General features: G+C 55.4%; 20 protein-coding genes. 13 read left to right on the top strand and 7 right to left on the bottom strand.

The window, feature by feature from the left end; all coding sequences use genetic code 11:
• Positions 1 to 29 precede the first annotated feature (29 nt).
• From ACU6TU_RS13120 to ACU6TU_RS13110, 3 genes are read left to right on the top strand one after another with little or no spacing between them, the layout of a single operon-like run.
• Positions 30 to 218, top strand: coding sequence for a hypothetical protein (locus ACU6TU_RS13120; RefSeq protein WP_447141845.1), 189 nt, complete (start codon positions 30 to 32; stop codon positions 216 to 218).
• A complete protein-coding gene (locus tag ACU6TU_RS13115) occupies positions 215 to 1,528 on the top strand; it encodes a M16 family metallopeptidase (RefSeq protein WP_447141844.1) in 1,314 nt (437 codons plus the stop codon). Before ACU6TU_RS13120 ends, ACU6TU_RS13115 begins: the two co-directional genes overlap by 4 nt.
• Complete coding sequence (locus ACU6TU_RS13110; RefSeq protein ID WP_447141843.1) at positions 1,525 to 2,895, top strand: M16 family metallopeptidase; 1,371 nt, start codon at positions 1,525 to 1,527, stop codon at positions 2,893 to 2,895. Before ACU6TU_RS13115 ends, ACU6TU_RS13110 begins: the two co-directional genes overlap by 4 nt.
• A 48-nt stretch (positions 2,896 to 2,943) precedes the next feature.
• On the opposite strand, the gene ACU6TU_RS13105 is transcribed toward ACU6TU_RS13110, so the two are convergent.
• Positions 2,944 to 4,116: a UbiH/UbiF/VisC/COQ6 family ubiquinone biosynthesis hydroxylase gene (locus ACU6TU_RS13105; protein ID WP_447141842.1), complete on the bottom strand. Its 1,173-nt coding sequence runs from the start codon at positions 4,114 to 4,116 to the stop codon at positions 2,944 to 2,946.
• Positions 4,117 to 4,262: 146 nt separating this feature from the next.
• On the opposite strand from ACU6TU_RS13105, the gene ACU6TU_RS13100 reads away from it, so the two are divergent.
• Entirely contained in the window at positions 4,263 to 5,102 is an 840-nt protein-coding gene (locus tag ACU6TU_RS13100; RefSeq protein ID WP_447141841.1) for an NAD-dependent protein deacetylase, read from the top strand.
• Here ACU6TU_RS13100 and ACU6TU_RS13095 read toward each other — a convergent pair.
• Positions 5,099 to 5,761 (bottom strand): DNA-3-methyladenine glycosylase, encoded by a 663-nt coding sequence (locus ACU6TU_RS13095; RefSeq protein WP_447141840.1) that lies wholly within the window; start codon positions 5,759 to 5,761, stop codon positions 5,099 to 5,101. The two genes, ACU6TU_RS13100 and ACU6TU_RS13095, sit on opposite strands and share 4 nt — an antisense overlap.
• A 70-nt stretch (positions 5,762 to 5,831) precedes the next feature.
• Between ACU6TU_RS13095 and ACU6TU_RS13090 the strand changes: the two genes are divergently transcribed.
• From ACU6TU_RS13090 to ACU6TU_RS13070, 5 genes are all read left to right on the top strand, one after another.
• Positions 5,832 to 7,295, top strand: a complete 1,464-nt coding sequence (locus ACU6TU_RS13090) for a protein adenylyltransferase SelO (protein WP_447141839.1) — start codon at positions 5,832 to 5,834, stop codon at positions 7,293 to 7,295.
• Positions 7,296 to 7,395: 100 nt separating this feature from the next.
• Positions 7,396 to 8,442 (top strand): DNA polymerase IV, encoded by a 1,047-nt coding sequence (gene dinB, locus ACU6TU_RS13085; protein ID WP_447141838.1) that lies wholly within the window; start codon positions 7,396 to 7,398, stop codon positions 8,440 to 8,442.
• Positions 8,443 to 8,514: 72 nt separating this feature from the next.
• Entirely contained in the window at positions 8,515 to 9,357 is an 843-nt protein-coding gene (dinD, locus tag ACU6TU_RS13080) for a DNA damage-inducible protein D (protein WP_447141837.1), read from the top strand.
• A gap of 122 nt (positions 9,358 to 9,479) precedes the next feature.
• Positions 9,480 to 10,283 carry an alpha/beta fold hydrolase gene (locus ACU6TU_RS13075; RefSeq protein WP_447141836.1) on the top strand — a complete coding sequence of 268 codons (804 nt, stop codon included), beginning with the start codon at positions 9,480 to 9,482 and terminating at the stop codon, positions 10,281 to 10,283.
• A 35-nt stretch (positions 10,284 to 10,318) separates the two neighbouring features.
• A complete protein-coding gene (locus ACU6TU_RS13070; RefSeq protein WP_447141835.1) occupies positions 10,319 to 10,573 on the top strand; it encodes a thiamine-binding protein in 255 nt (84 codons plus the stop codon).
• Positions 10,574 to 10,679: 106 nt separating this feature from the next.
• On the opposite strand, the gene gabT is transcribed toward ACU6TU_RS13070, so the two are convergent.
• From gabT to csiR, 4 genes are all read right to left on the bottom strand, one after another.
• A complete protein-coding gene (gabT, locus tag ACU6TU_RS13065; protein WP_447141834.1) occupies positions 10,680 to 11,954 on the bottom strand; it encodes a 4-aminobutyrate--2-oxoglutarate transaminase in 1,275 nt (424 codons plus the stop codon).
• A 242-nt stretch (positions 11,955 to 12,196) separates the two neighbouring features.
• Positions 12,197 to 13,450, bottom strand: coding sequence for a CaiB/BaiF CoA transferase family protein (locus ACU6TU_RS13060; protein ID WP_447141833.1), 1,254 nt, complete (start codon positions 13,448 to 13,450; stop codon positions 12,197 to 12,199).
• Between the two features lie 73 nt (positions 13,451 to 13,523).
• On the bottom strand, positions 13,524 to 14,702 hold the full coding sequence (locus ACU6TU_RS13055) for an acyl-CoA dehydrogenase (RefSeq protein ID WP_447141832.1): 1,179 nt from the start codon (positions 14,700 to 14,702) through the stop codon (positions 13,524 to 13,526).
• A gap of 118 nt (positions 14,703 to 14,820) precedes the next feature.
• Complete coding sequence (gene csiR, locus ACU6TU_RS13050; RefSeq protein WP_447144254.1) at positions 14,821 to 15,555, bottom strand: DNA-binding transcriptional regulator CsiR; 735 nt, start codon at positions 15,553 to 15,555, stop codon at positions 14,821 to 14,823.
• A gap of 354 nt (positions 15,556 to 15,909) precedes the next feature.
• Between csiR and ACU6TU_RS13045 the strand changes: the two genes are divergently transcribed.
• From ACU6TU_RS13045 to ACU6TU_RS13035, 3 genes are all read left to right on the top strand, one after another.
• Entirely contained in the window at positions 15,910 to 16,887 is a 978-nt protein-coding gene (locus ACU6TU_RS13045; RefSeq protein ID WP_447141831.1) for a TAXI family TRAP transporter solute-binding subunit, read from the top strand.
• 135 nt (positions 16,888 to 17,022) lie between these two features.
• A complete protein-coding gene (locus ACU6TU_RS13040) occupies positions 17,023 to 17,592 on the top strand; it encodes a DUF1850 domain-containing protein (RefSeq protein ID WP_447141830.1) in 570 nt (189 codons plus the stop codon).
• Positions 17,593 to 17,660: 68 nt separating this feature from the next.
• On the top strand, positions 17,661 to 19,673 hold the full coding sequence (locus ACU6TU_RS13035; protein ID WP_447141829.1) for a TRAP transporter permease: 2,013 nt from the start codon (positions 17,661 to 17,663) through the stop codon (positions 19,671 to 19,673).
• Positions 19,674 to 19,762: 89 nt separating this feature from the next.
• On the opposite strand, the gene ACU6TU_RS13030 is transcribed toward ACU6TU_RS13035, so the two are convergent.
• The gene (locus ACU6TU_RS13030) at positions 19,763 to 22,297 is read right to left on the bottom strand and encodes a penicillin-binding protein 1A (RefSeq protein WP_447141828.1); all 2,535 of its coding nucleotides are present in this window, start codon (positions 22,295 to 22,297) and stop codon (positions 19,763 to 19,765) included.
• 206 nt (positions 22,298 to 22,503) lie between these two features.
• Here ACU6TU_RS13030 and pilM point away from each other — a divergent pair, with 206 nt between their 5' ends.
• A complete protein-coding gene (gene pilM / locus ACU6TU_RS13025; RefSeq protein WP_447141827.1) occupies positions 22,504 to 23,565 on the top strand; it encodes a type IV pilus assembly protein PilM in 1,062 nt (353 codons plus the stop codon).
• Positions 23,566 to 23,584 lie beyond the last annotated feature (19 nt).

Genomic DNA, 23,584 nt, shown 5'->3' with positions numbered 1-23,584 from the left:
GGCTCTGTATGATCTTGGCTGGAGGTTAAATGAACAAAGAAATAAAAGGTGGATTAAAGACCGCTATCCTGTGCGTTTTGCTGACAATGTTTTTTGATTTTATGGATGGTCAAGGTTTTTCACTTATTAAAGCTTTGGTGGTTTTTTTAGGAGCATTTGCGGCGTATGAAGCCCTTGGCTTTATGGGAAAGCTGTTAAAAAAGCAGTTCGACTCATGATGGTTGCTAAGACGTTAAAAAGGTTTTCTGGATGGTGGGTAGTCGTCATTATCATTTTGTTTCTACTTTCCTGGCGTTTCAATGCCCTTTTCGCGAGCCAGGAGCATCATGTCTATGTCCAGAATACCGAGTCTCGGGAGGTTTATGCTCATGTCATCTTTGGGCATGAAAACCCGGCCCCCGGCTTGGCGCATTATGTGGAGCATCTTGCCTGGTTAAACACAGTGGGTGCCAAACAACGCAGTGCAGACCGGCACACCAATGCCTGGACGAACCGCTATGCCGCCGGTTATTGGCTGTCCGGTAAACCCGATGAACTGGACGATATACTGCAAACCCTTTCAGGGCTTTTTGAGCCTCTTGAGATTCCTGCTGAGTTTGCTGCCGAAGAGCGGGAGATCATTTTGCGCGAATATGAATCACATATGGTCAATCAACCGGATGCACAAGCTGCTGAGGCGATGAATGCGTTTCTCTATGCCGGGAATGCCATTGCATCCTCGGTGCTGGGCACGCCAGATGACATCCTTGGGTTCAGTTACGAAGATGCCCGTGCGTTGCATGCTGCTACCCACCGTCCAGAAAATGCCGCCTTGGTGGTTACCGGTGGTGTGACTGAGAGAGAAGTGGGCCGAGCGCTGAAGGCTGTCGATTGGCCTGAGAAACAAAGCCCTGATGCTAAGAGCCAGCCTCCAGCGTTTGAACTGGCTGGGTCTGCTGATACTGTGCTGCGCTATCCGGAAAAGAACGCTTCTGCGCGGGTTATCTTACGGCGAGTAATGGCGCTGCCTGAGCCGGTGGCGTTTGATCTGCTGGAGGCACATACGTCGCTGCTTGGAAGTATTCTTAACACCAGACTGGCTGGCGGTCTTGCAGGGCCTTTGCGTTTTGATGCCGCCATTGCACGCGGTTTTGATGTGCACATATGGCCCCTCGACGAGCGTCATATTGAGTTGAGTTTTAGTGCTGCCCCTGACCGTGAGGTATCACTGGCGAATTTAAGCAGCGCCTTTGAGAAAACGCTGGCAAAGGTTTCAGCTGAGGGTATTCCTGATGAGACCTATCAGCGGGTTATCAACCGTTTTGAGGACTTCTGGCCTGACTGGGAGGACGACGACGAGACCGCCCGCTGGATGGCAGATTACACCCTTGAGCGGGTCGCTGTGCTGCGTCAACCCTTGCCACTCTCTGATGTGAAGCGCCTGGAGCAACAGCTTTCACATCAAACAATTAATACCCTGTTAAATGAAATAACAGGGGAAGGACGAACGGCCGTTGCCTTTATCGGCCCCAAGGAGAGGTTTGAATGATTCGACTTGTACCACTGACGGCCATGATTGTCAGTTTAGCTGCCTGTTCTGCAGAAGAAACCAATGAAAGTACCCCTTCTGCCAGTAATGAAGTCAGCCCGGAGGGCATTGAGTTTACCTTGCTTGCTATGCCCGAAAGTGACGATGTGGCTGTTAATGTCGCCTGGCCAACTGACTGGAATTATCGTGAGAATACCAATCCGGCCGCAGCAATGGTGGGGGCGAAATTGATACTTGCCGGAGGTGCCGAGGGATACCCGGCTGGTGAGGTCAATGAGCAGCTGGCGGACCTGAAAGCAGAAGGCAGTTTATATGGGGCGGCAAACGATCATATTGTGGGCGCAATGGTTTTGGAGCGTGATGATCTTAGTGAAGTGGTCGAGATTGCCAATGCCCACTTGCGTGCCCCCTTGCTGGGGCAATCTTGGTTGAATCGGATAAGCGATGGTGGCAGGCAGGCGGTGACGGAAGAACGTGCACAGCCTGTGGCCGCCGGGTTTGAGGCTGTCCGTTGGGCGGTCTTTGGTGAACACCCCTTGCGTAATGCTTTATCGTTGTATGATCTGGACGCACTGGATGAGCTTACCCGAGACGAGATTGCTGCCTGGCATGACGAGACGTTTACGCGTTCTCCTGATGTCGTCACCGTGGCCGGTGATATTGATGCACGTTCAGCTGGGGCAGCATTGGATACGTTATTCGCAGGATTGCCGGAAAAAGGACGGGACGTTCAACGAAGCGTCTCGCCAGATTTCACACCACGCCGGATTCTCCTCCATATGCCAGAGGCGGAAGTATCAACGCTGGCGTTTATTGCGCCGTTACCGCCGACCCGACAGGGAAGCGAAGTTGAAGATTTGCTCCTGACGCATGCCCTGGGGGGTGATGACCAAAGCGTTCTCTTTGATGCCGTCCGCACTCAACTACGTGCCAGTTATGGCTTTGGAGCGGGGGTGAATAATTACACGCGTGAGCACCGGATTTTCTTAATGGCCGGAGAGATTGATACCAAACAGGTGGCAGAGACCGAAGCGGTGGTTCGTGAGGCGTACGCCTCTTTCCGGCAAAACGGCCTGAAGGGCGATCTGGCCGATCACAAAGCGCCGCTGGCGTCTTATTTCTCTGAGGTGGCCGATCTTGTGACGGTGCAGGCCAACAGCGCACTGGAAAGTGCCCTGGATGGGTACCCTGCAGAGCGTTCGCCAAAGGAGGAGCTTGAGGCGGTAACAGAAGCGTCGCTGCATGAGCGACTGGATACCGCCTTCCCCAGCGTGGATGAGTTTATCGTTATCGCCGTCTCATCAGACGCGGATGCGTTGCTGGAAGCGTGTGTGATCACAGCCCCGCGTGAAGCAGTGGACTGCTGATAAGGTGGGAAAGGCCGCTGCGCTGCCACCCTATCAGCGTAGCGGGTATCAGCGCATTTTAAATGGATTCAGGCCATTGGCTTGCTGCATCATCATGCGTTTGGCCAGTGGGAAGCGTTCCGCCAGTTGCAGGCTGGCGTCGCCCAGGCGGCGAAGCGGGGCGGCACCGGTAAACAGGTGGTGGAAGCTTTCGGTGGCGGCGATCATGGCCTGGTTCGCCAGACGGCGCTGAATTTCGTAACGGTGCAGGGCTTTGCTTTCGCCTACGTCACGCTGGGCGAGGAGGATGTCGGCCAGCGCATCGGCGTCGTGCAGGCCGATATTCAGCCCCTGGCCTGCCAGTGGATGGACGACGTGAGCGGCATCACCAATCAACACCAGCCGTTTGGCGATATAGCGCTTGGCGTGCTGGCGTTTGATTGGGAAGCTGGCGCGGCCGGTCACGCGAATCAGGTTGCCAAGGCGCTTGGGAAAAGCCGCTTCAATGGCGGTTTTGAGCCCGTCATCGGTGAGCATTTCCCGCTCGCGAGTGGCGCTATCGGTGTCATACCACACCAAAGAGGCATGTTGGCCGGGCAGGGGCAGCATGGCCATTGGCCCTGTCGGCGTAAAGCATTGCCAGCTGACGTCCTGTTGAGGCAGTTCGGTTTCGACATTGATGATCAGGGCGCGCTGGTGGTAATCGTAGGTGCTCACCTCGATACCCGCCAGTTCACGCAGCGTCGAGCGGGCACCGTCGGCGCCCACGACCAGCCCCGCGTTGAGAATTTTGCCGTTATCCAGCTCGACAACTCGGGCATCAGTGGCGGCCATAGTGGAAACAGGGGCACAGTGCGTGTAAATCGTGACGCCGGGTAAGCGCGCCAGACGTTCCCACAGCGCATATTGTAGAGTGCGGTTTTCGATAAACACACCGAACTGATCCATCCCGCTGTCTTCTGCCGAAAACAGGCTATGGCCCTTGCCGCCCTGATTCCATACCTCTATATGCCGGAAAGCACAGCAGCGCTTTTCGGGTAAGTCAGTATCACTGGCTTCGATAAAGGCCAGCGAGCGGGCATTGAGCGATGAAATACGTAGGTCAAAATCGCCTTCAGGGGGTGTTGGGGGAGCGCCCTGTTCCACCAGGCCGACATTTATTCCGGCATAACCAAGGCGTGCCGCCAGTGCTGCACCGACCATTCCACCGCCAATAATTACCACTTCATGATCACGCTGCATGCTGGTTCTCCAACCTAAAGACATTACGCAGGCCCATTACCGAGCCTGAAGTTGTTAAACTGATCAATACAGTATCGTTGAGATGTACAAGCCTTGCATAGGGGTTAACATTATTCTGTGACTAAATCTTGATACAGGTAAATAAAATGCAGGTAAACGTCGAGGAAGCGGGGGAAGCACTTGCCGCTTATATCGCTCGCTACCAGAAGCTATGGGTGATTAGCGGGGCTGGGGTCAGTACCGATAGCGGCATTCCCGATTATCGCGGCGTTGATGGCCAGTGGAAGCGCTCGCCGCCGGTTCAGCATCACGACTTCATGGCCTCCGGCGACGTTCGAAAGCGTTATTGGGCGCGAGCACTGGTCGGCTTCAAGGCGCTGAGTAATGCGCCGGTCAGCGGCGCCCATCGTGCCCTGGCAGCGCTGGAACACATGGGGTATATCGAGCAGCTGGTGACCCAGAACGTTGACCGCTTGCATCAGCGCGCGGGTTCCCGGCGGGTGGTTGACCTGCATGGCCGTGCTGACATGGTCAGCTGTATGTCCTGCGGCTACCGTATGATGCGCCACGCCATGCATGCCGAAATGGCGCGCATGAACCCTGTGTTTGCAAAGCTTAATGCCCACCATGGGCCGGATGGCGATGCGGATCTGGAAATGGATTTCAGCACCTTCAAGGTCATGGATTGCCCGCGCTGCAGCGGTATCCTGAAACCGGAAGTGGTGTACTACGGTGACCTGGTGCCGGCGGAGCGCCGCCGTGCTGCGGAAGAGGGCTTGCAGCGTTCGCGCGCCGTGCTGGCGGTGGGCACGTCGCTGATGGTGTTTTCCGGCTATCGTTTCTTTCGCCAGGCGCATGCGCAGGGCTTGCCGCTGGCGTCGCTCTCATTGGGCGTTACCCGTGCGGATGACTTGTTAAGCCAGCAGTGGCGAGCGCCGCTGACCCCGGTTCTGGAACATGCTGTTGCTTGCCTGACGCGGGGTTAGCGCGCTTTCGACACCCAGGGGTTGCCATCACACCACAGCCGCCAGGGGGCGTCGCGATGGATGGGCTGGGCGTAATCAATACCGACGCGCGGGCCGGTGGCAATATGCTCGGGCGGTTCGCCTGCGCTGATCCATAGCGCATCGCAGTGATCATCAAGCGCTACGGCTTGGGTGATATCGTGACCATAGAGTGCCTTGTCAACCTGTAACGCGCGCGTCAGCTTGCCAGGGCCGTTGCTCAGGTTGTAGCCGCGTACATCCCGCACCGCCCGCATCGCCGCCTCCCCATTGAGCGGTTCCACCGCACGAATCAACACGCCGCAAGGGTTGCCTTCGGGCTGGGTGACGATGTTGAGCAGCCAGTGCATTCCATACACCAGATAAACGTAAGCATGCCCCGGCGGTCCGAACATGACTTCTGTTCTGGGCGTTTTACGCCGATGCGCATGGCAGGCGGAATCTTCGGCGCCGCAATAAGCTTCTGTCTCCACAATCCGCGCTACCATCAGCTCGCCCTGATGGTAGCGCACCAAGTGGCAGCCGAGTAATTCGCGAGCCACTGCAAGGGTATCGCGATTGTAAAAGTCACGTGGCAGCGGGGTTGGTAGCGCAGTCTCGGGCGTGGCCGTGCGCCTGGTTAACGTATTCGCGTGATTCATGTTGTCGCCCATTACCTGAGTCAAATGATAGGGTATTCTGTCGTCATTAATTTTAAAAGCGGAGTTACCCGTGCTGTCATTTGAACATTCGTTTGCAACGCTCCCTGAGCCGTTGTGGGTTGCCTGCCAGCCCACGCCGGTCGAAGCGCCCACGCTTATTGCGTTCAATCAGTCGCTTGCCGAAAGTCTGGGTATGCAGGAAACACCGGATGAGACCCGCCTGGCTGAGTGGTTCAGCGGCAACCAGCTGCCCCCCGGTGCTGAGCCGCGTGCACTGGGCTATGCCGGGCATCAGTTCGGAAGCTTTGTGCCGCAGCTGGGGGATGGGCGTGCTCTGCTACTGGGCGAGGTAGTCAATCAAAACGGTCAGCGTCGCGATGTGCAGCTGAAAGGCAGTGGCCGTACGCCGTTTTCCCGCGGCGGCGATGGGCGCTCGCCTCTTGGCCCGGTGCTGCGTGAATACCTGGTCAGCGAAGCCATGGCCGCGATGAATATTCCCACGACCCGCGCCCTTGCCGCTGTGGCAAGCGGTGAGCGGGTGAGGCGTGAAATGGTGGAGCCTGGCGCCGTTTTTACGCGCGTGGCCAGCAGCCATATTCGGGTGGGATCGTTTCAGTTTGCAGCGGCCCGCCAGGATGAAACGGCGCTGAAAGCGCTGGCGGATTTCGTGATTGATCGCCATTACCCGGATGCCAGACAGGCGGAAGCACCGTATCTGGCGCTACTGGAAGCGGTGTTGCAGCGTCAGGCGCAGCTGGTCGCCAAGTGGATGGGCGTTGGCTTTATTCATGGGGTGATGAACACCGATAACATGAGCATTGCTGGGGAAACCATTGATTATGGGCCCTGTGCCTTTATGGAGCAGTTCGACCCGCAGAAGGCTTACAGCTCGGTAGATACCGGTAAACGCTATGCGTTTTCCAACCAGCCGTTAGTTGCCCAGTGGAATCTGGCGCGTTTCGCCGAGTGCTTGATGCCCTTGCTGGATGGCGATCAGGAATCCCGCATCTCTCAGCTGACTGATATTCTGCGTGGCTTCGATGCGGAATTTGATGCGGCCCGTCAGGTGATCAGTGCAGATAAACTGGGGCTAGCGGCAAATAGCGAACATGCCCCCCAGCTGATGGCCGGGCTGGAGGCGCAGATGCAGAAGGGGCGTATGGACATGACCGCCACCTTTGATGCCTTAACGCAACTGGCTCGCCAAGCGGATGACGATAGGCGTCAGGCGTTGCTGGCGCTCACCACGACCCCCGAAGCGCTGGCCCCCTGGATTGACGAATGGCAACACCAGCAGCAGGCCAGCCAGAGTGAGCAGCGCTGGCAGGCAATGCGGAACGCCAACCCGGCCATTATTCCCCGCAACCACCGCGTTCAGGAGGTGATTGATGCCGCCTATGACGGCGACTTTGCGCCCTTTCACAAGCTGCTTGGCGCAGTAGTACAGCCCTTTGAGGCGTCCACCGATGCGCGCCTTCTGGCCGCGCCCGCGTCTGACAGTGAACAGGTACTGAGGACTTTCTGCGGCACGTGATCACGCCACACCCTGTGATAGGCTGTTTTTGATAAACTGTGCTTTTTTACAGGGCTTAGGCAAAAGGGCTTAGGCAAAAGGGCTTGGGCGAGGGTAACCTGTGCGCAAAATTATTCATTGCGACTGTGACTGTTTCTACGCAGCGGTAGAGATGCGTGACAACCCGGCGCTTGGCGACGTGCCTATTGCGATTGGTGGCAGTGTGGAGCGCCGTGGCGTCGTGGCAACGTGCAATTATCCGGCCCGCGAATTTGGTATTCACTCTGCCATGCCGATGGCTCAGGCACTGAAACGCTGCCCGCATCTCACCGTGATCCGTGGCGATATGGCCAAGTACAAGGCTGTCGCCCGCCAGGTGTTTGCGATTTATCGTGATGTGACCGAGCTGATTGAGCCGCTCTCACTGGATGAAGCTTTCCTGGACGTTACCGATGTCACCCTGTGCAATGGCAGCGCCACTCGCATGGCCGAAGCGATTCGTCTGCGGGTCAAGCAGGAAGTCGGTATTACCGTGTCGGCGGGGGTTGCGCCTAATAAGTTTCTCGCCAAAATTGCCAGCGACTGGCGCAAGCCTGACGGCCTGTTTGTGATCACGCCAAAGGATATTGATCACTTTGTTCAGCAACTATCGGTCAAGAAAATTCACGGCGTTGGCCCGCGTACTGCTGAAAAACTCGCGGGGCTGGGTATTTATACGGGCGCAGACTTGCGCGCTCGTCCGCTCACCGAGCTGGTCGAACAGTTTGGCCGCTTCGGGCACCGGCTGTTCGAACTCAGTCATGGTCGTGACGAGCGGCCAGTAAAAACCCACCGTGAGCGCAAATCCGTCAGCACCGAACAGACCTACCCCCAGGACCTTCCTACTCTGCAAGCCTGCCACGAGGCCTTGCCCGCTCTCATTGCGGACCTTGAGCAGCGCTATGCCCGGCTTGACCCACCGCCCGGTGTGCGTGGCGTCATGGTCAAGGTCAAATTCAAAGACTTTACCCAGACAACCGTGGAACACGCCGACCCCGCGCCGGATCTTGCACAGTTCGAAACCCTGCTCAACGTAGGCTGGGCAAGAGGCGAAAGGCCCGTGCGGTTATTAGGCGTTGGCTACCGCCTGGCAGAAGAAACCACCGCGCAACAACTGACGCTGTTTTGATGAGAAAAATAATGTTTATTCAATAACGTCTGCCCGATATGCCATTGGGTGATAGGAAGCAAGGAGCGCACGATGAAAAATGAATTGATTCAAACGCTAACAGAAAATTTCGAAGGGCATGCCCAACAGACTGAAAATGGCGTGGAATACTGGCTGGCAAGAGATGTGCAGCATTTATTGGGTTATGGCGAGTGGCGTAACTTCTTGTCTGTGATTAGTAAGGCAAAGACAGCTTGTGAAATTTCCGAACACGACGTCAGTAACCATTTTGTTGAGGTTAACAAAATGGTTGAACTGGGTTCCGGCAGCCAGCGGGAAGTCAGCGATGTCATGCTGACACGCTACGCTTGCTATCTGATTGCCCAAAACGGCGATCCCAGAAAGCAGGAAATTGCCTTTGCTCAAACCTATTTTGCTATGCAGACCCGCAAGGCTGAACTTATTGAGCAGCGCCTACTGGAAGCTGAGCGAGTATCTGCACGCAAGAAATTGTCAGCCACCGAAAAAGAACTCTCGGATGTTATTTATGAGCAGACCGGTGGTAACCAGAATTTTGCCTTGATCCGTAGCAAAGGCGATGCTGCCTTGTTTGGCAAAAATACAAAAGCAATGAAAGCTCAGTGGCAAGTGCCAGATAGCCGCCCACTGGCGGATTTTGCTCCCACGATTATTCTCAAAGCCAAGGACTTCGCTGCCGAGATTACTATTCACAATGCCCGTGAGCAGTCTATGGACCAAGAGCCGAAAATTTCTCAAGAACATGTCACTAACAACCAAGCTGTTCGTCAGACTCTGATTGACCGTGGGATCCGTCCGGAAAACCTGCCTCCTGCCGAAGATGTAAAAAAGGTGGAGCGCCGCCTGACATCAGCCGAAAAGAAAGCAATCAAGAATCCTGGCGGTCTGGAAGAGTGATAAATATCGACTTTCGCACGCTTGACGCTTCTCAAAGGGCGAGTTAAAACAGATGTATGATAGATTGTTTAACAATTATAACCTACGTCCAGTGACTAACTGACGACTTTGTGAGCCTTGCCATGTCTGCCGATGTTACCCAACGCCCTCGTTTAGTGTTTGCGCATGCCAACGGTTTTCCGGGAATGAGTTACCGCAGTTTGCTCGCACCGCTGGCGGAGCAGTTTGATCTGCATCCGCTGGATCGGTTGGGTCACCACCCGAATTATCCGGTGAATCATAACTGGGCAAACCTGGTGGATGAGCTGCTGGCAGAGTTGCCTGATACTGAGGCGCCAGTGTTTGGTGTTGGGCATTCGCTGGGTGGTACCCTGATGGCGATGGCCGCTGTCAGAGCGCCGGAGCGCTTTCGCGGTATTGTGATGCTGGACCCGCCTTTGATGCTCGGAACCGATGCCCTGGTGATGAAAGCGGCCAAGCGGTTTGGCTTTATTGACCGCATTACACCGGCTGGCAAGACATTGGGGCGGCGTACGGTGTGGCCAGGGCGCGAGGCGATGGCCATGTATTTGCGCCGACGTGGGCTGTTTCGTCAGTTCACCCATGAGGCGCTGAACGATTATATTGAGGCGGGCACACGGGTGCTTGATGATGGTCGTGCCGAGCTGACCTTTGATACGGCGGTTGAAGTGGAGATTTTTCGCCATTTACCGGACCACCTGACCCGGTTGCTCAGACGCCTGGATGTACCGGTCACGTTAGTCGCCGGTGAAGGTTCTGACCTTCTGACAGCGTCGCGCATCAAGCGGTTGAAACGCCACGGCCTGCGTATTGATCAGGTGCCGGGTTCGCATATGTTTCCGATGGAGTTTCCTAAGGAAACCCGCGAGGCTATCCTCAAGGCATGGCGTGCATATCAGGCGTGATGTATCCCGAAACGTTATAGACCCTGGGAGGTCACATGTATCTTTCCGTACAATTGAGCTTTTATCCGCTGACCGACGATTTTAAACCGCCGGTGCGTGAGGTGGTCAAACGCTTGCAAACCACCGGGCTTGAAGTGTATCCCAACCGCATGAGCACCCAGGTATTTGGCGAATTCGATGCGGTAATGGCGGCACTTGCTGATGTCATGAAGTGGTCGTTTGAGACCTATGGCAAGGCAGCATTTGTAGCGAATTTTCTGGAAGGTGATCGTCGCCCTGACGGTGCCTGAAAGTCGAGGTCGTTGTTGTTCTGCCATAAAAAAACCGCCCCGTAGGGCGGTTTTTGCGTAGATGGCCAAGCCCTGTCATTCAGGACCGATCATCCAAAACGTATCATCAGGTCAATGCATCCAGGCAGGCTTCAACAATATCGAGGCCTTCGTTGAGTACGCTGTCTTCAATCGTGACAGGCATCAAGAAGCGGATGGTGTTGCCGTAAAGACCACAGGAAAGCAGGATCAGACCGTGCTCACGTGCCTTGGCACAGATTTTCGCCGCCAGTTCAGGATCTGGCGTGTGGTTGGCTTTATCCTTGACCAGTTCGAAGGCTGCCATGGCACCCATGTTGCGGGCGTTATCGACGCAATCGAACTTGCTTTCCCAGCGGCCGAAACGCTCGGCCAGTTTATTACCCAGTGCCTGGCTTTTCTCGAGGATATTTTCTTCCTCGAAGACTTCCATGACGGCCAGTGCAGCGGCACAGGACGTCGGGCTGCCGGTGTAGGTACCACCCAGAGAGTTAGCGCCGGACGCATCCATGTGCTTGTCTGTGCCAACAACCGCAGAGATCGGCATGCCATCGGCCATACTCTTGGCCATGGTCATCAAATCCGGTTCTACGCCGCTGTGTTCAATGGCGAACATTTTGCCGGTACGCCCGAAGCCTGACTGAACTTCGTCAACGATCATCAGGATGCCGTGTTCGTCACAGATCGCACGGATTTTTTCGAGGAAGCTCTTCGGTGCCGGGTAGAAACCGCCTTCACCCAGAACCGGCTCCAGCACGATGGCAGCCGTGTTGTTAATGCCCGCATCGGTTTTCAGCGCCATGTGAAGGCCGCGCAGGGCTTCATCTTCACTGACACCGTGATAATCGACCGGGTAGGGCGCACGGAACACTGTGCCCGGCATCGGGCCAAAGTCGGTCTGATAGGGCGCGACCTTGCCGTTCATGGCCATGGTGTAGAAGGTACGGCCGTGGTAGCCGCCATCAAAACAGATGATGTTGGAACGGCCAGTGGCAGCACGGGCAATCTTGATGGCATTTTCCAGGGCTTCTGCACCCGAGTTTGCCAGCATGACTTTAGCGTGCCCACGTACCGGTACGATCTGGCTGAGCTTTTCGGCAACGCGCACATAACCTTCATAAGGCATGACGGTCTGGCAGGTGTGCATGACCTTATCAAGCTGAGCTTTCACCGCAGCGACGACTTTAGGGTGGCGATGGCCAACGTTCAGTACGCCGATACCCCCGGCAAAGTCGATGAAGCGGTTGCCGTCAGCATCCCATATTTCAGAATTTTCAGCGCGATCAGCAAAGGCTGTGGCGGGGCTCGCCGCGCCAGCAGCAACATACTTCTTTTTTAGTTCGTTCAGTTCTGCGTTACTCATAATGTATCCTCTTGTGAGTGACGTCTCGATGGAAGTGATGCTCTAGCATAGCGCCCAAAGCGCGCAAACACACCCTTGCTGATAGGCCAGAATGTATTGGCTGGCTCCCATGAATATGTCCCCGATTGTAACGCTTTCAGTGATATTTATATACGTTTGGTATAAGTATTTGTTTCTTTTGATTTAAAGGTTGTGTTTGGCCTAAAAGTTCTGTTTGGTTAAAACGTGGCGTTTGATCCCGCTCAGAGAATCCCTAGCGCTTTCAGTCCGTCAATCTGTGCGTCATCCAGCCCCAGCTGTTCCTTGAGGACGACGTCAGTATGTTCACCTAGCGTGGGAGGCGCGCTGTTGGCGCTCACCGATACGCCGTTGAAACGGATCGGATTGCTGACAAGATTCACCTCGCCGCTGGCGGCATCGGGGTGAGCAAGACGCTGTTTGAGCTCGCGTGCCTTGACGTGCGGGTCATCGAAGACGCGGTCAAGAGTATTGATCGGCCCGGCAGGCACACCAACGGCTTCCAGTGCGGCCAGCCAGTTATCCGTTGAACGGGTGGTCAGTACGGCTTGCAGCTCAGGTATCAGCTGGTCACGGTTGGCGACTCTGGCGCCATTGGTGGCAAAGCGTTCATCCTGAGCGAGTGTCGGTAGCGAAAGTACCGAGCAGAAACGCTGGAACTGAGCATCGTTGCCAACGGCAATGATCATATGACCATCGGCTGTCGCAAAGGACTGGTAGGGCACGATGTTGGGGTGAGCGTTACCCAGGCGCTGCGGTACCTTGCCCGAGGTCAGATAATTGAGCGCCTGATTGGCCAGTACGCCCACCTGAACATCCATCAGTGCCATGTCGATGTGGGTGCCTTCGGGGCTTTCGGCTCCGCTTTTATCACGCGCATAAAGAGCTGCCAGAATACCGTTAGCGGCATACAGGCCAGTAAAGATATCAGTGAGAGCGACGCCGATTTTGACCGGGCCGCCGCCGGGAGTGCCGTCGGGTTGGCCAGTCAGGCTCATAATGCCGCCCATGGCCTGAATCATGAAGTCATAGCCTGCACGATGGGAGTAGGGGCTTTCCTGGCCAAAGCCGGTAATTGAGCAGTAAATCAGCGCGGGATTAACGGCTTTCAGGCTGGCGTAATCCAGCCCGTACTTCTTGAGCCCACCGACTTTGAAATTTTCAATCACAACATCAGAGGTGGTCGCCAGCTCACGCACCAGTGCCTGGCCTTCAGGGCGGGAAATATCGACGGTGACGGAGCGTTTGCCGCGATTCGTCGACAGGTAATACGCCGACTCGCCACGCTGTTCGGCATCTTTGCTGGCAAGCCAGGGAGGGCCCCACTGGCGTGTATCGTCACCGTTGCCGGGACGTTCGATCTTGATCACCTCGGCCCCCATATCGGCAAGCATCTGACCACACCAGGGGCCTGCCAGTACACGGGATAGGTCGAGCACCTTGACGCCAGCCAGTGGCGTCGGCGGTAGACTTGTCATGTTGACGTTCCTCGCAAACCGTTATCGAAGCGCTTTGCCAAGGCAAAGCGCTGACAAATGCATGGATCGCGGTTTAGAAAAACGCCTGAAGACCGGTCTGGGCGCGACCCAGAATCAGGGCGTGGATATCGTGAGTTCCTTCGTAGGTGTTCACCGATTCCAGGTTCACCATGTGCCGGATCACGCCGTATTCATCGGAAACGCCGTTACCACCGTGCATATCCCGTGCAACTCGAGTGATATCCAGCGCTTTGCCACAGTTATTACGCTTGATCAGCGAGACCATTTCCGGTGCCCAGTTGCCGCTGTCCATCAAACGACCCACCTGCAAGGCGGACTGCAGCCCGAGGGTGATTTCGGTTTGCATATCGGCGAGTTTCTTCTGGATCAACTGGTTCTGAGCCAGCGGGCGGCCAAACTGTTTGCGGTCCAGGGTGTATTGGCGCGCGGCATGCCAGCAGAATTCAGCGCTGCCGATGACGCCCCAGGCAATACCGTAACGCGCCTTGTTAAGGCAGCCGAAAGGCCCTTTCAGACCGCTGACGTCAGGCAGCAGGTTCTCTTCGGAAACAAAAGCGTTGTCGAGAACGATTTCACCGGTAATAGAGGCCCGCAGAGACACCTTGCCTTCGATTTTTGGCGTGGTGAAGCCTTCGGTGCCGCGTTCAACGATAAAGCCCTTGATCTGATTGTCGTGGGCGGGCGATTTGGCCCATACCACGGCCAGATCAGCGATCGGGCTATTAGTGATCCAGATCTTGGCGCCGGTGAGGCGATAGCCGCCATCGACTTTTTCGGCACGGGTTACCATGGAACCCGGGTCTGAACCGTGGTCGGGCTCGGTGAGGCCAAAACAGCCGACAAGCTCGCCGGTCGCCAGGCGTGGCAGAAACTTCTGCTTCTGTTCTTCACTGCCGTAAGCTTCGATCGGGTACATCACCAGCGAGGACTGCACACTCATGGCGGAACGATAGCCGGAGTCGACGCGCTCAACTTCACGGGCAATCAGGCCGTAGGCCACATGATTGATGCCAGCGCCGCCGTACTCGGGAGATACCGTGGCCCCCAGCAGACCCAGTTCGCCCATCTCCGTCATGATCTCACGGTCAAAACGTTCTTCGCGGAACGCTGACAGCACACGGGGCTGCAGGTTTTCCTGGCAGTAGTCGTAGGCGGCATCGCGAATCTGGCGTTCTTCGTCGGTCAGCTGTTGCTCTAGAAGAAGCGGGTCATCCCAATTAAAGCGGCTCATGGCGTGTCCTCATCATTATGGTGTCTTGTAGGTTCGGATTTATTAATATCCTGACAAACACAATTTATCGTTGTTATTAGAAAATTTCTACATTTTTTTAATAGTCGTTGGAATTCTTTTATGTAAGTCCCAGACGATGCATGGTATCGGTGATGATCGGAACCGGTGTCATCAAGTGGTCGTGCATCATCGCCATGGCCTGTGTCTTTTTTCTGGCCAGCGTGACGTCGACGAGCGCTGTGTGTTCCTGGCGTTTCTGTTCCAGCGCCTCTTCAGAAAACACCGTTTCTTTCAGCCATAGATGACGGTAGCGTTGCACCTTGTCAAACAGCCCGGCACGAACCTGCAGTAGATGAGAGGAATTGCAGCCGCTGACCAGTGTTGTGTGGAAGGTACTATGGCGCTCGTCCCAAATATTCAGAAGCTCATCGGGCGTATTGCTGGCGCTGACAATGCTGAGATGGTGTGCCTTGGCAACTACCTCGGATTCCCAGGCGTCATCACCACGCTCAATCGCCAACCCCAGCAGCATGGCTTCAAGCTGTGCACGTGCATCATAGATATCATGCAGTTCTGCCAGCGACATGGGGGCAACGCGGTAGCCACGCTGGCTGATGGCCACCACCAGATGTTCCGCGACAAGTTGCGAAAGGGCCTCACGTAACGGGCTGATACCCAGGTCGTAGTGGGCTTTGAGGGCGTGCATACGAAGCTTTTCACCCGGTGAAAAAACCCCTTTGATGATGTCGTTCTTGAGCTGCTGATAGGCGCGAATGCCGAGATTTTCTCGCACGCTGCTGTCCGGCGTTTTAGTGGACACTGGTTTGGCGTCGACAACCGACGCTTGATCCATCGGTGAAATAACAGGAGATGACATAAAGAAGAATCCATAAATCGGAAAATATACGAAACTTTAACTCATCATAAGGGATTCTGAAGAAAGATAGCAGGCAGGTAGTGTCATCACACCTGATGGTGTTTGTTACCTAACGTTTACGCAGACGTTAATTGGCAGTGGTCATTAGCGTTTAAGACGTGCTAGGTTTCATGGCAGCCGGGTTAGCTGTCGCGACAGGGTGGCAGCTGGCTTCAACGACGGTTTATAAAGACGGTTGACAGTGACGCTTGATGAACGACTTCATCATCGTCATTGATAACAACAAGCGATAATTACCCATTAAGCCCTGATAAGGGCGGAGGAATTGGCATGCGAACTCAAAAAACCTTGATGGCAGCGACTACGCTGGCAGCAGCATCCATGCTGGCAGTGGCAGTACCTGCCTCAGCGCAACAGCTTTCGATTGCAACCGGCGGTACCGGCGGTACCTACTACCCGATGGGTGGCGGTTTTGCAGAAATGATCAATAACCATATCGAAGGGGCTCAGGCCACGGCGGAAGTGACGGGCGCCTCGGTCGAGAATATGGGCTTGATCATGCGCGGTGATGCAGATATGGCATTGGCGCTTGCCGATACGGTGTATCAGGCCTACACCGGCACGGGGGATTTCGAAAGCCGTCAGATCGAAGATACTCGTGCATTGGCATCGCTTTACCCGAATGCCATCCAGTTGGTAACGCTGGCGGATTCGGACGTTCATTCCATTGCTGACCTTGTAGGTAAACGTGTGTCTGTTGGTGCACCGGGAAGCGGCACGGAACTGAATGCCCGTGCACTGCTGGAAGCCAACGGCGTTAGTTATGATGACTTCACGCCCCAGCGCCTGAACTTTAATGAAACCGCCGATGGGATTCGGGATGGTGATATCGATGCCGGTTTCTGGAGTGTCGGCCCACCGACCAGCTCGATCATGAACCTGGCGGCGACCCGTGATATTCGTCTGGTTGGACTTTCTGACGAAGAAATTGCCAACGCTCGGGAAGATGTGGCTGTTTTTGCCCGTTACTCGCTGGGTGAAAACCTTTACGAAGGCATGGATGAAGCCGTGCAGACGATTGGTATTCCCAACGTTCTGGTCGTCAATGCGGCCATGGATGAGGAACTTGCGTACCAGCTGACGCAGCTGCTGTTCGAACATACCGATGAGCTGATCGCGGTGCATCCGGCGGCCAACGACACCACCATTGAATTCACGCTGGAATCAACGCCTGTGCCACTGCATCCGGGCACTATCCGCTATCTGGAAGAAACCGGTGTTGAAGTGCCAGACCGTCTGCGCCCTTAACCTCATCGTGCTGAAACATTAACGTTGAACGGTACTTTTAACGGTACTTTTAACGGCACTTTTCACAGTATGTTGAACAGTACTTTTGACAGTACTTTTGACAGTACGTTGAAACCGTAAAGGAGTCAGGCAACCATGATCACCATCGTGCCTTGCCTGCTTCCCCGCATAAAAGGCTGGCGAGGGCACCGCGTGCTGTTTGCCCTCGCCATATCTCTTGCTATGACGCTTCCCGCCGGAGCAGAGGTTTCCTCTGCTCCGGCGGGCGGTTATGAGCTGGTCGTTGAACGTTATGGCTCGTCGTCTGCCACTTCTGACACCTCACGACTGGTAGCGATACCCATGCCCCAGGGGGAGGGGTGGTGCGTCAAATGGCGCCATTCGGTTGCCCGGTTTCTGGTGCTTGACTGTTATCGCAATGTGGCTGGCCGAATGGTATTGGAGCGTAGCCATCAGCCGGATTTTGCGGCGGGTCTTGGCCATACACCAGGGCGCGGTGTGCAAGTGTCGGATGGGGAAGGCGGCTATTGGATCAATCGTATTGATGAGCCTGTACCAGGTAACGGTTACGTGCTGCGTGCTGGCGCAATGCGAGTGGATCATCGCCTGACATGGCCACGCCAGAGTGCCACCGAAACCTTCAGTATCAGCGAACATGCAGCGGGTGAGCGGGTGATGATTCGGCTACAGCAAACGGATCAATAGCGTTGTGTTATGCGATCAAGCAAGTCATAAATCCATGAGAAAATAAAAGTGTGTCTGGTGAGGATTCCATGAACGAACCCATGCAACCTGCGGTGGTGATGCCCGGCGGCAACATCCCGCACACGCGCCCCATCTTGTGGTGCATTACAGCAGTGGCCGTCGGGCTGTCACTGTTCCAGCTTTATTCCGCCGGTATCCAGCCGCTGGGGCTGTTTTATCAACGCAGTATTCACCTTGCACTGATCATGATGCTGGCGTTTCTGATGTTTCCTGCCTTTGGGCCTGGGCGAAAGCGTGGCGTACTGGCAGCTGCCATTGATTGCGTGTTTTTCCTGGGGGCTGTGATTACCGGCGGCTATCTGGTCCTTTTCCTGGATGACATTATCAATCGCGCCGGTTTCTGGAGTGACACGGATATTATCGTGGCCTGCATCGCCACTTTCACTGTTCTGGAGGCGAGTCGTCGCGCGGTTGGCGTCAGTATGACGATTATCGGCACCATCGCTATTCTGTATGCAATGGCGGGGCCGCGTGGGGATCTTGCCTGGCTGGGGGAGTGGCTACCGGGCATTCTGGCGCATCGCGGCTATAGTCTGGACCGTATCGCAGGCCAGCTGTATCTGGGGCAGGAGGGGATTTTTGGTCTGCCGCTTGGGGTGGCCGCCACCTATATCTTTATTTTCGTACTCTTTGGCGCCTTTCTGGAAAGTACCGGCGCTGGCAAGTTCTTTATTGATATGGCGTATGCGGCGACCGGCCGGCAACGCGGTGGACCTGCCAAAGCCTCGGTGCTGGCATCTGCGGGTATGGGGTCTATTTCGGGTAGTGCGATTGCCAACGTTGTCACGACCGGTGCGTTCACTATTCCGCTGATGAAGAAGCTTGGCTATCAGCCGAAGCAGGCGGGCGGGATTGAAGCGGCCGCTTCCACCGGTGGGCAGATCATGCCGCCCCTGATGGGTGCCGGTGCCTTTCTGATTGCGGAATATACCAACACGCCCTATCTGGATATCGTCAAGGTCAGTATTTTTCCGGCGGTTCTATATTTTTCCACGGTGTATCTGTTTGTTCATATCATTGCCCTCAAGCAGGGGATGCAGGGACTGGCGCGCAGTGAACTGCCACAAATGCGCAATGTGATGCGCGATGGCTGGCATTTTTTGTTGCCCCTGCTGGTATTGGTGTGGCTTCTGGCAATGAGCATGTCGCCCATGCGTGTGGGCTACTATGCTGTTGTGACAATGGTGGCCGTTGCTGTGCTGCGCTATCTGGTGTGGTTCTTCTTTGTGGCACCTAATCAGGGCGAGCCGGTGTCGGTCGAGCGCATGAAAACGGCCTCTGCCAATGGCCTGCGTAAGTTGATCGAGGGCCTTGAGCTGGGGGCACGTAACGCCGTGGCGGTTTCCATGGCGTGCGCCGTCGCCGGGATAATTGTCGGTGTGGTGGGCCTGACCGGGCTAGGGCTTAAGTTTTCTTCCATGATGATGGCATTTTCAGGTGGCAACCTGATACTGGCGCTGGTGATGGTGTTGCTGGCGAGTCTGATTCTGGGCATGGGATTGCCGGTAACGGCCAGTTACATCGTACTGATTGTGCTGGTTGGCCCGGCATTGACCCAGGAGTTTGGTATTCCGCTGCTGATCGCGCACCTGGTGGTGTTCTGGTACTCGCAGGACTCCAACGTTACGCCGCCGGTGGCGCTGGCAGGGTTTGCCGGTGCCGCGATTGCAGGCAGCAAGCCGATGGAAACCAGTTTCCAGGCCTGGAAATTTGCCAAAGGACTTTACCTGATTCCGCTGTTTATGGTCTTCAATCCTGAAATTATTATGGGTGGGCCTGTTGAGGTCGTTATCTGGACAGGCTTCATTGCCTTGTTGGCGCTGGGGGCGTTTGCTGCCGCGCTGGAAGGTTACCTGTTTACCCACATGGGGATCATTTCCCGCCTGGCGATTGGCGGGGCGATCATCGCGGTCTTCTATCCTGACTTTGTGATTGAGGCAGCGGGGGCAGCTGTCATGGTAGTGGCCATCGTGGCTAACTGGATGGCGAGCCGACGTGAAGCGAACCCGAAGGCTGCCTGATAAAGTAAGATAAAGGCATAAAAGAAAAGCCCGATGCGAGCGCATCGGGCTTTTTCAGGTCTGCATAGACGGTAGTGGAACGCCCTGGGCTAGAAAATTGACTCGGGCGTTGCCGTACCTTGAGAGCCACTGACCTCTTCGACTTCACGGGTCACCTGGCGGCGTGCCTGATAGTTTGGTAGGTGATCGACATCAAACAGCTCAGAAATACCGCCAGACTGGTTATCACGCAGGCGCCGTCCAGTGTCGGCGTCAACGCGCAGGCTGATAACCGTCTCGGGTTGCTCAGGCCAGGCGGTCGGGCGGCCTTCCAGCGCATCGCGCATAAAGTCGATCCAGATCGGCAGTGCAGCATTGGCACCGTATTCTGCGATGCTTTCGTTGTTGTCCTTGCCGACCCATACAGTGGCCACCAGATCGCTATTGAAACCTGCGAACCAGGCGTCGCGCTGATCATTGGTGGTGCCGGTTTTACCTACAATATCGCTACGTTCAAGGCTTAATGCGCCTCTGGCTGTCCCGTTTTCAACAACCTCCCGGAGCATGTCGCGAATGATGTAAGCCGCTTCCGGATCAACCACGCGTGGTGCAATGGCGTACTCTCGCCCATCAATCTCAACGCTTTCCTGGTCGGCGCTACAGCTTGTGCAAACTACCTGTGGTTTTGCCTCGAAAACGACCTCACCGTCGACTTCCCCTTTAGTCACGCGATCGATGTACCAAGGGCGAACCTGGAAGCCGCCGTTAGCGAGAATCGCATAGGCATTGGTCATTTCCAGCGGTGTCAGACTGGCACTACCCAACGCCAGCGAGAGGCCGCGGGGTAAACGGTCAGAGTCAAAGCCAAACCCTTGCAGGTAGTCGATGGTGTAGTTGAGGCCCATTTCGCGAAGAACACGAATGGTAACCAGGTTACGCGAGCGAGCGAGCGCAGGGCGCAAGCGCATCGGGCCCATAAAATCGCGGCTGGAATTCATGGGGCGCCACAAGGTATCGCTGCCATCGGCCTGGACCAGCGGAGAGTCGTTAATCACGGTAGCTGCCGTCATCTCTCCGCTATCAAGCGCCGTGACGTAAACAAAGGGTTTAAAGATGGAACCTGACTGGCGTTCGGCCTGAACGGCACGGTTAAATTTGCTGGCGTTGAAATCAAAACCGCCTTGCAAGGCAATAATCGCGCCATTGTTGGGGTCCTGTACGACCAGGGACCCTTCTGCCTGGGGTTGCTGAGACAGGCGTAGATTATTGTCTTCATCTTCAATCACACGTACCAGGTCGCCACGCTTGGCGATCTGTTGGGCAGACGTCGGCGCGGCGCCACGGCTACGCGGGCTGAGGTAAGGCTGTGCCCAGGCCATGCCTTCCCAGGGAATGGTGAGAATCTCATTATTCTGGGTAATGACCTGCATTTCGCGACCTGACGTTTCCACAACAATCGCCGGCTTCAGAAGTCCATAGCTGGGCGTGTTCTGTAATACCTGAATCCAGTTACTGACGTCGCCGTCATAGCCTTCAACCACGGTCTGGCTGCGTTCCGCCGCCTGGCGCGCGGTCTCGCGAATCTCAGGTGATTCCGCAAGTTCTTCTTCCAGACCCTGAGTGGCGGTGTTTTCCTGCGCTTCAACAAGGCTTGCCGGAATATCGCTTTCTTCAGGCCCGCGCCACCCGTGGCGCTTGTCATAAGCTAACAGCCCCTGCGCAAGTGCTTTCTGTGCATAGGGCTGAAGCTCGCTATCCAGCGTTGTGTAAATCCGATAGCCGCTGGTATAGGCATCGTTATTGAATTCCTCGATAGCATACTGACGCGCCATTTCGGAAACATAGGCCGCATCAACTTCTGTCTGTGTGCGATGGCGTTGAGCGCTGATCGGCTCCTGCACGGCCAGCTGGTAGGTGTCCTGCTCAATGAAGCCCAGTTCGCGCATACGGAATAGAATCCAGTTGCGGCGGATCAGTGAACGTTCGGAGTTCGCCAATGGGTTAAAAGCAGACGGAGCCTTGGGCAGCCCGGCGATCATTGCCGTCTGGGCAAGGCTAAGCTCGGCAAGGGGTTTGTTGTAGTAGGTTTCCGCCGCTGACGCGATGCCATAAGCGCGGTTGCCGAGGAAAATCTTGTTAACGTAGAGCTCAAAAATTTCTTCTTTAGTAAGGACTTGCTCCATCTGCAAGGCCAGCAGAATTTCGCGGATTTTACGCGTAAAGGTCTGCTCCAGGGTCAGAAGATAGTTTCTGGCGACCTGCATGGTAATGGTGGAACCACCTGACTGAATGTTGCCACCGCTTTGCACAAGTTCCAGCGCGGCGCGTACCAGTCCTCGTGGGTCCACGCCGGTATGCTCGAAGTAACTCTGATCTTCCGCCGCAATCAGTGCGTCGATCATGGGCTGGGGAATCTCTGCAAAATCGACGGGGATTCGGCGTTCTTCACCAAACTCACCAATCAGCTTGCCGTCACGTGTGTAAATACGTAGCGGGGTGTGCAGTTCGAAATCCTGCAGCTGGCGAACATCCGGAAGCCCTGGAGAAAAGTACATTGCAGCGCCAACAACGGCGAGAGCAACGGTTCCCGCCAAGGACACCAGCAGAAAGAATAACGATAAAGTAATGTTACGGATCAACTTCATGGAAAAGCCCCTGTGGGCAACAAGGAGTGGCATCAGGCTTGATGATACACAGCACAATAATAATAGAAACAGATGATAGCCGAGCATTATAAGAAGCTAAGCCAGCTCTCACCAGTGTTGATGTGATAAAAGGTGTTGCGTGTGTCCCCCATTAAAATAATGTAACCTTCAAAAACGCCTTATGAAAGCGGGAGTCATATTCAATAATGCGCTTGCTAAAACCCGGTAAAGGGTTGATTGGCGTCGATATTACCTCGGCTACTGTCAAACTTCTCGAACTCAAGCCAACGGCGACCAATTACCAGGTGGCGAGCTACGCTGTCCGGCCGTTACGCGATGGTGCTGTCGTCGAACGTCGGATTCAGGACATTGATGACGTGGCTAACGTTCTCAGTCGAGCGGTTGAACATGCCAGACCGTCAACCCGTAAGGCTGCCGTGGCAGTGCCTGCCAGCGCTGCCATCACCAAAACCCTGACGTTTTCGGCGGGGCTGAGCGAAGAAAGCATCGAAGAGCGAATTATTGCCGAGTCTGACCGCCATATCCCCTTTCCGTTTAACGAAGTGGCGTTTGATTTTCACCTGCTAGGGCTATCGCCCTTCAATGAAGATGAACAGCAGGTGCTGCTTGTTGCCTGTCGACAGCAGGATGTCAGGCAGTTGACCGAAACGCTTGAGCGCGCAGGCCTGGAGCCCGCCGCCGTGGATGTGGAAACCTTTGCTGTCGAGCGTACCTTCGACTTGCTGCGGCGTCAGTTAAAGACGCAGACGGATGCATCCACTTGCGTTGGTCTGGTGGATATTGGTGCCAATATGAATGCTTTCCACGTCATGCGCGAAGGTCATATCGTCTATAGCCGCGATACGGTGTTTGGTGGGCGGCAATTAACCGATGCCATTCGTGAGCGTTATGACCTTTCCATGGAAGAAGCCGGGTTCGCCAAGAAGCGCGGTGGTTTGCCAGACGATTACCAGCGCCAGGTATTAACCCCGTTTTTGGAAACGGTGGTTCAACAGGTTGGGCGCTCCCTCCAGCTTTACTACACCGCCGGTCGTCACCATGAAGTGAAGGAGATTATTCTGGCAGGAGGCTCCAGTGTAATTCCCGGTTTGGCTGAGCGTATTGCACAAGACAGCGGTATGGCCGTGACCATTGCCAATCCATTTCAGCATATGCAGGTGAGCAAGAAGCTAAATCAGGAAGCGTTAAGCAATGATGCGCCCGCCATGTTAACCGCCTGTGGGCTGGCGATGCGAGCCAAACTGTGAGGAGGCCAGCATAGTGAGT

It is taken from the genome of Halomonas sp. LS-001 (assembly GCF_052983955.1).
Note: the sequence above shows the minus strand (reverse complement) of the source record. Positions and strands in the feature narration are given on the sequence as shown.

What these genes read in the sequence shown, in the direction of transcription:
- dinD (WP_447141837.1), top strand. Translation starts at nt 8,515, where the DNA reads ATGAAAAATGAATTGATTCAAACGCTAACAGAAAATTTCGAAGGGCAT.
- ACU6TU_RS13055 (WP_447141832.1), bottom strand. Translation starts at nt 14,702, where the DNA reads ATGAGCCGCTTTAATTGGGATGACCCGCTTCTTCTAGAGCAACAGCTG.
- ACU6TU_RS13110 (WP_447141843.1), top strand. Translation starts at nt 1,525, where the DNA reads ATGATTCGACTTGTACCACTGACGGCCATGATTGTCAGTTTAGCTGCC.
- csiR (WP_447144254.1), bottom strand. Translation starts at nt 15,555, where the DNA reads ATGGATCAAGCGTCGGTTGTCGACGCCAAACCAGTGTCCACTAAAACG.
- ACU6TU_RS13120 (WP_447141845.1), top strand. Translation starts at nt 30, where the DNA reads ATGAACAAAGAAATAAAAGGTGGATTAAAGACCGCTATCCTGTGCGTT.
- ACU6TU_RS13095 (WP_447141840.1), bottom strand. Translation starts at nt 5,761, where the DNA reads ATGAATCACGCGAATACGTTAACCAGGCGCACGGCCACGCCCGAGACT.
- ACU6TU_RS13060 (WP_447141833.1), bottom strand. Translation starts at nt 13,450, where the DNA reads ATGACAAGTCTACCGCCGACGCCACTGGCTGGCGTCAAGGTGCTCGAC.
- ACU6TU_RS13075 (WP_447141836.1), top strand. Translation starts at nt 9,480, where the DNA reads ATGTCTGCCGATGTTACCCAACGCCCTCGTTTAGTGTTTGCGCATGCC.
- pilM (WP_447141827.1), top strand. Translation starts at nt 22,504, where the DNA reads ATGCGCTTGCTAAAACCCGGTAAAGGGTTGATTGGCGTCGATATTACC.
- ACU6TU_RS13030 (WP_447141828.1), bottom strand. Translation starts at nt 22,297, where the DNA reads ATGAAGTTGATCCGTAACATTACTTTATCGTTATTCTTTCTGCTGGTG.
- ACU6TU_RS13070 (WP_447141835.1), top strand. Translation starts at nt 10,319, where the DNA reads ATGTATCTTTCCGTACAATTGAGCTTTTATCCGCTGACCGACGATTTT.
- ACU6TU_RS13035 (WP_447141829.1), top strand. Translation starts at nt 17,661, where the DNA reads ATGAACGAACCCATGCAACCTGCGGTGGTGATGCCCGGCGGCAACATC.
- ACU6TU_RS13100 (WP_447141841.1), top strand. Translation starts at nt 4,263, where the DNA reads ATGCAGGTAAACGTCGAGGAAGCGGGGGAAGCACTTGCCGCTTATATC.
- ACU6TU_RS13115 (WP_447141844.1), top strand. Translation starts at nt 215, where the DNA reads ATGATGGTTGCTAAGACGTTAAAAAGGTTTTCTGGATGGTGGGTAGTC.
- gabT (WP_447141834.1), bottom strand. Translation starts at nt 11,954, where the DNA reads ATGAGTAACGCAGAACTGAACGAACTAAAAAAGAAGTATGTTGCTGCT.
- ACU6TU_RS13045 (WP_447141831.1), top strand. Translation starts at nt 15,910, where the DNA reads ATGCGAACTCAAAAAACCTTGATGGCAGCGACTACGCTGGCAGCAGCA.
- ACU6TU_RS13105 (WP_447141842.1), bottom strand. Translation starts at nt 4,116, where the DNA reads ATGCAGCGTGATCATGAAGTGGTAATTATTGGCGGTGGAATGGTCGGT.
- ACU6TU_RS13040 (WP_447141830.1), top strand. Translation starts at nt 17,023, where the DNA reads ATGATCACCATCGTGCCTTGCCTGCTTCCCCGCATAAAAGGCTGGCGA.